General features: G+C 69.3%; 7 protein-coding genes and 1 pseudogene. All 8 read left to right on the plus strand.

Features of this window, described 5'->3' with window-relative positions; genetic code table 11:
- The first annotated feature begins 162 nt into the window (after positions 1 to 162).
- A complete protein-coding gene (locus tag LK542_RS03330; protein WP_227810786.1) occupies positions 163 to 606 on the plus strand; it encodes a hypothetical protein in 444 nt (147 codons plus the stop codon).
- Positions 607 to 721: 115 nt separating this feature from the next.
- Entirely contained in the window at positions 722 to 1,165 is a 444-nt protein-coding gene (gspG, locus tag LK542_RS03335) for a type II secretion system major pseudopilin GspG (RefSeq protein WP_227810787.1), read from the plus strand.
- A 59-nt stretch (positions 1,166 to 1,224) separates the two neighbouring features.
- Complete coding sequence (locus tag LK542_RS03340; RefSeq protein ID WP_227810788.1) at positions 1,225 to 2,421, plus strand: type II secretion system F family protein; 1,197 nt, start codon at positions 1,225 to 1,227, stop codon at positions 2,419 to 2,421.
- Positions 2,418 to 4,100, plus strand: coding sequence for a GspE/PulE family protein (locus tag LK542_RS03345; RefSeq protein WP_227803594.1), 1,683 nt, complete (start codon positions 2,418 to 2,420; stop codon positions 4,098 to 4,100). Before LK542_RS03340 ends, LK542_RS03345 begins: the two co-directional genes overlap by 4 nt.
- Positions 4,093 to 4,911 (plus strand): hypothetical protein, encoded by an 819-nt coding sequence (locus LK542_RS03350; RefSeq protein WP_227810789.1) that lies wholly within the window; start codon positions 4,093 to 4,095, stop codon positions 4,909 to 4,911. The genes LK542_RS03345 and LK542_RS03350 overlap by 8 nt, the downstream gene beginning before the upstream one ends.
- A 9-nt stretch (positions 4,912 to 4,920) precedes the next feature.
- The gene (locus LK542_RS03355) at positions 4,921 to 5,472 is read left to right on the plus strand and encodes a PilN domain-containing protein (protein WP_227810790.1); all 552 of its coding nucleotides are present in this window, start codon (positions 4,921 to 4,923) and stop codon (positions 5,470 to 5,472) included.
- On the plus strand, positions 5,469 to 6,041 hold the full coding sequence (locus LK542_RS03360) for a hypothetical protein (protein ID WP_227810791.1): 573 nt from the start codon (positions 5,469 to 5,471) through the stop codon (positions 6,039 to 6,041). Before LK542_RS03355 ends, LK542_RS03360 begins: the two co-directional genes overlap by 4 nt.
- Positions 6,038 to 6,342, plus strand: a pseudogene (locus tag LK542_RS03365) (hypothetical protein); the annotation flags it as partial. The gene LK542_RS03360 and the pseudogene LK542_RS03365, both read left to right, overlap by 4 nt.

Below are 6,342 nucleotides of genomic sequence, written 5' to 3' on the forward strand. Positions count from 1 at the left end.
CGCATCTGTTTTCACGGAAATAAAACATTCTCTGTGGAAATTAATGTTCTACGGCAAGGTCGGTGTTGCATGCCGACGACGTTGAAAGCGGGGATGCATCCATACCGTGATTCGCTTGACCACACCCGGGCAAGCAGGGAAGATGGATGCATGCGCAAACTCATGCTTATCCTCCTGCTGGGCTGTGCCGCTTGCAGCACCCAGGCCCACGACCCCGCTCGCAAGGACGCACCGGTGGCGTCCGCACCGGCAGCTGCATCGGCGCCAGGCGGCGATATCGGCCAGCCGCACCTCCTGGCCCGCATCCGCGCCGTGATCGGCGAAGCCAGTTGCACCCATTCCGGCCAGTGCCGTACCCTGCCGATCGGGGCCATGGCCTGCGGCGGCCCGGAGAGCTACCTGCCGTATTCGGAGTCGCGCACCGACGAAAAGACCCTGCGCGCACTGGGCGAGCAGTACAAGGCCGAGCGCCTGGCCCAGAACAAGGCAAGCGGCCTGATGTCCATCTGCCGCTACATGACCGATCCGGGCGCGGTGTGCACCAGCGGCAGTTGCCAGCTGGGCGGCTCGTCGCCATCGGCGCCTTCGTCCCCGGTCGCACGCTGATCGCCGGCGCCGCTGGCGCCGCGATTGCAAAAAATAAAGAACTATTGTCTTGGTGTTGAGCGGCGTGGTAGCCTTCAACGCTGAGCTTTTCGTGTGTGCACTTAGGAGTCGGTCGATGTATTCAGTATTGAAACAACGCGTTCCGTCGCGCCCCGCTGCGTCAGGATTCACCCTGCTCGAACTGCTGGTGGTGATCGTGATCATCGGCCTGCTCGCGGCCTACGTCGGCCCCAAGTATTTCTCGCAGCTGGGCAAGTCGGAAGTGACCGTGGCCAAGGCCCAGATCGAAGCCTTCGATAAATCGCTCGACACCTACCGTCTCGACACCGGCCGCTACCCGAGCGCCGAGGAAGGCCTGAACGCCCTGATGGCGGCCCCGCCGAGCGCCGGCGCCAAGTGGAACGGCCCCTACCTGAAGAAGGGCGTGCCCCAGGACCCATGGGGCCGTCCTTACCAGTACCGTTCGCCGGGCACCAAGGGCGAGTACGAAATCCTCTCGCTCGGCAAGGATGGCCAGCCGGGCGGCACCGGCGACAACGCCGACATTTCGTCGAACTGAAGGCCCTAGCAGCCGCCGTTCCAGACTTAGCAGATTCCTTTTCGCCGGGCCCCGCCTTCATGCAGTTCGCCGTTCGTACCCTTGCGCCCGACATGTCGATCTCGAACCTCGTCGTCGACGCCGCCGACGCGCTCGACGCGCGCCGCCAGGTCGAGGCGCGCGGCCTGTTCGTCAGCGCCGTCGAACCGGCGCGTTCGTCGCCCTTCGCCGGCCTCGGCCGCAAGGGTGGGGCGCGGCTCTCGCTGGTCCTGTTCAGCCAGGAGCTGCTGGCCCTGCTCAACGCGGGCCTGGGTATCGTCGAGGGCCTGGAAGCCCTCCTTGAAAAAGAGGCTAGTCCCGGCGCGCGCGGCGTGCTGGAACGCCTGCTGGGCGGCCTGCGCGAGGGCAAGCGCTTCTCCGCCGTGCTGGCCGCGCAGCCCGATCTGTTCCCGCCGCTCTACGTCGGCATCGTGCGCGCCGCCGAGGGCACCAGCGACCTGCCGCGCGCACTGTCGCGCTACATCGATTACCAGCAGCGCATCGACCTGGTCCGCGCCAAGATCGTCAGCGCCTCGATCTATCCCGTGATCCTGCTGCTGGTGGGCGGCGGCGTCAGCGCCTTCCTGATCGGCTACGTGGTACCGAAGTTCGCCGAGGTTTATCAGGGAGCAGGGCGCACGCTGCCCTGGATGTCGCAGCTGCTGCTCGACTGGGGCCAGTTCGCATCCAGCCATGGCACCGCGATCGCCATCAGCGCGCTGCTGCTGGTGGTGGGCGCGGTGGCGGGCGTGCGCCATTTATTGCGCAGCGGCGGCATCAACCGCCTGCTGGTGCGCCTGCCGGGCATCGGCGAACGCGCCCGCATCTATGAACTGTCGCGCCTCTACCTGACGCTGGGCATGCTGACCGAGGGCGGCATCACCATCGTCGGCGCCATCGAGACCGTGCAGCCGATGGTTTCGGGGAACGTGCGCAAGGGCCTGCTGCAGGCGCGCGCCGCGATCGAGGCGGGGCAGCCGCTGTCCAACGCTTTTGAATCCAATGGCCTGACGACACCGATCTCGCTGCGCATGCTGCGCGTGGGCGAGCGCACCGGCGACATGGGCCCGATGCTGACCCAGTCGGCCGCCTTCTATGACGGCGAAATCACGCGCTGGATCGACCGCTTCACCCGCACCTTCGAGCCGCTGCTGATGGCGGCCATCGGCCTGGTGGTGGGCGCCATCGTGGTGCTGCTCTACATGCCGATCTTCGACCTGGCTGGAGACATGTCATGAACGGCGTGCTCGATCCAGGCCTGCTCGCGCGCGCGCGTGCCCAGGCCCGCCAGTCGCGGCGCGGCCTGGTGGCCGAGCTGGAAGGCCTGACCGGCGAAGAGCCGCGCAAGATCGTGCGCGAACTGGCTGCGCCCTTCGGGCTGCCGGTGATGGAAACCGCCGCCATGCTGGCGCAGGCGCCGGCCTTCGACCTGCTGCCGCTGGCCGCCGCCATGTCGCGCCACTGCGTGCTGCTGCGCGACGCGGGCGGCCACCTGACGGGTGTGCTGTCCGACCCCTTCGACCTCGACCTGCAGACCTGGCTCGGGGCGCAGGCGCGCGCCACCGTCCGGCAGCCGCTCGACCTGTGCCTGGCGCTGCAGTCCGACATCCAGGCCTACCTCTCCAAGCAGGAAGAATCGGCGCGCGCCGTCGACAGCCTGGTGGGCGCCGATGGCGAAGCCCGGCGCGACGGCAAGACCGCCCAGGTGCTGTCCTTTGCTTCGGTGTCGGAAAGCGGCAGCCCGGCCGTCAAGCTGGTCAACTCGACCCTGTACGACGCGCTCAAGGCAGGCGCCTCGGACATCCACCTCGAGAGCACGGCCACCGGCCTGTCGGTGAAATACCGGGTCGACGGAGTGCTCGACCATGCGGCCAGCGTGGGCGGCATCGAGCTGGCCGAACACATCATCTCGCGCCTGAAGGTGCTGGCCGAACTCGACATCGCCGAACGGCGCATCCCGCAGGACGGCAGCTTCCGGGTCGAATCCGGCGGGCGCGACATCGACCTGCGGGTGTCGATCATGCCCAGCATCCACGGCGAGGACGCGGTGATCCGTATCCTCGACAAGCGCGCCATGATCGAAGCCTACGGCTCGCTGACCCTGGAAGCGCTGGGCTTCGATGCGCCTTCGCTGGCCACCCTGCGCACCCTGGCCCAGGAAGCCTACGGCATGCTGCTGGTGACCGGACCAACCGGCTCGGGCAAGACCACGACCCTGTACGCGGCGCTCACCGAGATCCACAACGGGCGCGAAAAGATCATCACCATCGAAGACCCGGTCGAGTACCAGCTGCCCGGCATCCTGCAGATCCCGGTCAACGAAAAGAAGGGCCTGACCTTTGCCAAGGGCCTGCGCTCGATCCTGCGCCACGACCCCGACAAGATCATGGTCGGCGAGATCCGCGACCGCGAGACCGCCGAGATCGCGGTGCAGTCGGCCCTGACCGGCCACCTGGTTCTGACCACGGTTCACGCCAACAACGTGTTCGACGTGTTCGGGCGCTTCACCCACATGGGCATCGACCCGTATGCGTTTGTCTCGGCCCTGAACGGCATCTGGGCCCAGCGCCTGATCCGCATGAACTGCCCGCACTGCGCGGTGCGCTACGAGCCGGATCATGCCGAGCTGGCCTCGGTGCACCTGGCGCGCGAGGACGCGCTTGACTACGTCTTCATGCGCGGCAAGGGCTGCGGCGACTGCCGCGGCACCGGCTACCGCGGACGCCGCTCGATCGCCGAAATCCTGACCCTGAACGACGAGATCCGCGAGCTGATCGTGGACAAGCAGCCGATCCGCCGCATCAAGGCCGCCGCCCACGCCAACGGCACCCGCAGCCTGCGCCTGGCCGCGCTTGACCTGGTCAAGCGCGGCGCCACCACCATCGACGAGATCAAGCGGGTGACGCTCCATGCTTAGTTCTCGCACCTTGCGTTTTGGGCAGTCGCTGCGCCTCGGCGTCGCCGCCGACGGCCTTGCCCTGCTGCGCGTGAGCGGCTGGCCGCGTGCCGGCGTCGACGTGCTGGCCGAGCGGGCCGTGGAAGCGGGCGCGCCCGACGCGCTGGCCAATGGCCTGCGCGCCCTGTTGACGGAAGTCGCCCCGCGCGGCTGGCCTGTGAGCGTGGTGCTGGCCGACGAACTGGTGCGCCTGTGGCAGGTGCCGCCGCCGCAGGGCGCGACGCGCCTGGCCGACCTGCAGGCCGCCGCCGCGCTGCGCTACCAGGCCCTGTTCGGCGCCATGCCGCAAGAGTGGCGTATCAGCGCCGACTGGGACACCGCCCATCCCTTCCTGGCCGCGGCCGCGCCGCAAGGCCTGCTGGCGCTGCTGGAGACCCTGGCGCGCGAGGGGCGCTTCCACCTGGTCGAGGTCAGCCCGCAATTCGTCGCCGCCATGAACGCCTGGCGCCGCGCACGCCGTCCTGGCGCCTGGTTCGGCCTGGTGCACGCAAACGTGCTGTCGCTTGCCGCCTATGAGGGCAGGGCCCTGGCCGCGGTGCGCACCGCCGTGATTCCGCCTGGTGCGGATCGCGACTGGCTGGAAGCCCACGTGGCGCGCGAAGCGCTGCGCGTGGGCGTCGGGCGCCCGGAGCGCCTGCAGCTGTGCGGCGCCGCGCCCGCCGGCTGGGCCAGTTCGGCCGGACGCCTGAAGTTCGCCTGCACCCTGCTGGAAGACGACAGCGCCGACTGGCCGCTGCACGTGCGCCTGGCGCGCACGGGAATGGACACATAAGGTGGAGACGTGAAACGCACCCACATCGATTTCGCCCCGCGCACGCTGCGCCGCGCCCTGTTCCGGGTGCCGTCGCGCTTCGGCGTGTTCCTGGTCGCGACCGCCATGCTGTGCCTGGTGCTGGCCTCGCAGCTGGCCAGCTACCGCGAAGAGCGCGAGCAGCTCGATGCCCTGCAGGCCGCGATCGCGGCGCGTTCCCAGGCCGCCCGTCCGCTGCCGGTGGCGGCGATGCCCAGGTTCACGATTCCCGAGGCGCAGGCGCAGGCCGTCAACGAGGCCGTCATGCAGCTCAACCTGCCGTGGCGCGACCTGGTCGAGGCGGTGCGCGCGGCCACGCCTGCCAGTGTGGCCCTGCTGGCGCTGGAGCCGGACGCCAAGCGCCGCAGCCTGCGCATCACGGCCGAGACAAAGAACAGCGACGACATGCTGGCCTATGTCGCCCAGATGCAGGAGCAGGGCTGGTTCGCCAGCGTCAACCTGGTGCGCCACGAAATCGCCGAGCAGGAGCCGAACCGGCCGCTGCGCTTCCAGCTGAACGCACAGTGGAGCGGCGGCCAATGAAGAACCTGAACCTGTCCGCCGCCTGGCTGCGCCTGATGCTGGCGCTGCGCCGCCTGAACCCGGTCATTGCCGGCACCGTCGTGCTGGCGCTCGGCATCGTGGCGGCGATCGGCCTGGTGTTCAAATCGCTGGTCGAGCTCGACGCCGAATACGCAGCCGCGCGCCGCCAGGCGGCGCTGCCGCCGCCGGTACGAAGCGCGGTGGCGCCGCCGCCGAGCGCCGACCAGAACCTCGCGCAGTTCTACGGCGTGCTGGGCGAGCGCGCCAGGGTCGACCGCCAGCTCAAGACCGTGTTCGGGCTGGCCCAGAAGAACGGCCTGGCGCTGCGCCAGGGCGAGTACCGCGCAGCCCAGGACCGCGCCGGGCGCTTCTACACCTACCAGATCACGCTGCCGGTGACGGGACGCTATGCGGCGATCTGGCAGTTCGCCTTCGACACGCTGCGCGCGCTGCCACATGCCTCGCTCGACGACGTGGCGTTCCGCCGCGACGCCATCGGCAGCGAGACGGTCGAGGCGCGCCTGCGCCTGACGCTCTACCTGTCCGCGACCCCGGGAGTGCCGCAATGAAGCCGCGTCACCTCGCGATGGGTGCGGCCCTGGTGCTGGCGGCCGGCCTGGTGGTCTTCGGCGACAATACGCCCGAGGACGTGGTGGCCGAGCCGGTCGAGCGCGCGGCCGCGCCGGCTGCTGCAGCGGCGCCGGCGCCGGATAGCCGACCTTCCAGCGGCAAGGACAAGGACAAGAACGTGGCCATCCTGGGCCTGGTCCCACGCGAAGCGCTGATCGGCGACAGCGGCGACCGCTTCAACCAGGGCCAGGGCGATGGGGGCGTGTTCGCGCGCCAGGACTGGACCCCGCCACCGCCGCC

This window comes from Massilia sp. IC2-477 (assembly GCF_020707265.1).
Lineage (GTDB): Bacteria > Pseudomonadota > Gammaproteobacteria > Burkholderiales > Burkholderiaceae_D > Telluria.

Coding starts and splice junctions, on each gene's coding strand:
- LK542_RS03330 (WP_227810786.1), top strand. CDS start 163: ATGCTTATCCTCCTGCTGGGCTGTGCCGCTTGCAGCACCCAGGCCCAC.
- gspG (WP_227810787.1), top strand. CDS start 722: ATGTATTCAGTATTGAAACAACGCGTTCCGTCGCGCCCCGCTGCGTCA.
- LK542_RS03340 (WP_227810788.1), top strand. CDS start 1,225: ATGCAGTTCGCCGTTCGTACCCTTGCGCCCGACATGTCGATCTCGAAC.
- LK542_RS03345 (WP_227803594.1), top strand. CDS start 2,418: ATGAACGGCGTGCTCGATCCAGGCCTGCTCGCGCGCGCGCGTGCCCAG.
- LK542_RS03350 (WP_227810789.1), top strand. CDS start 4,093: ATGCTTAGTTCTCGCACCTTGCGTTTTGGGCAGTCGCTGCGCCTCGGC.
- LK542_RS03360 (WP_227810791.1), top strand. CDS start 5,469: ATGAAGAACCTGAACCTGTCCGCCGCCTGGCTGCGCCTGATGCTGGCG.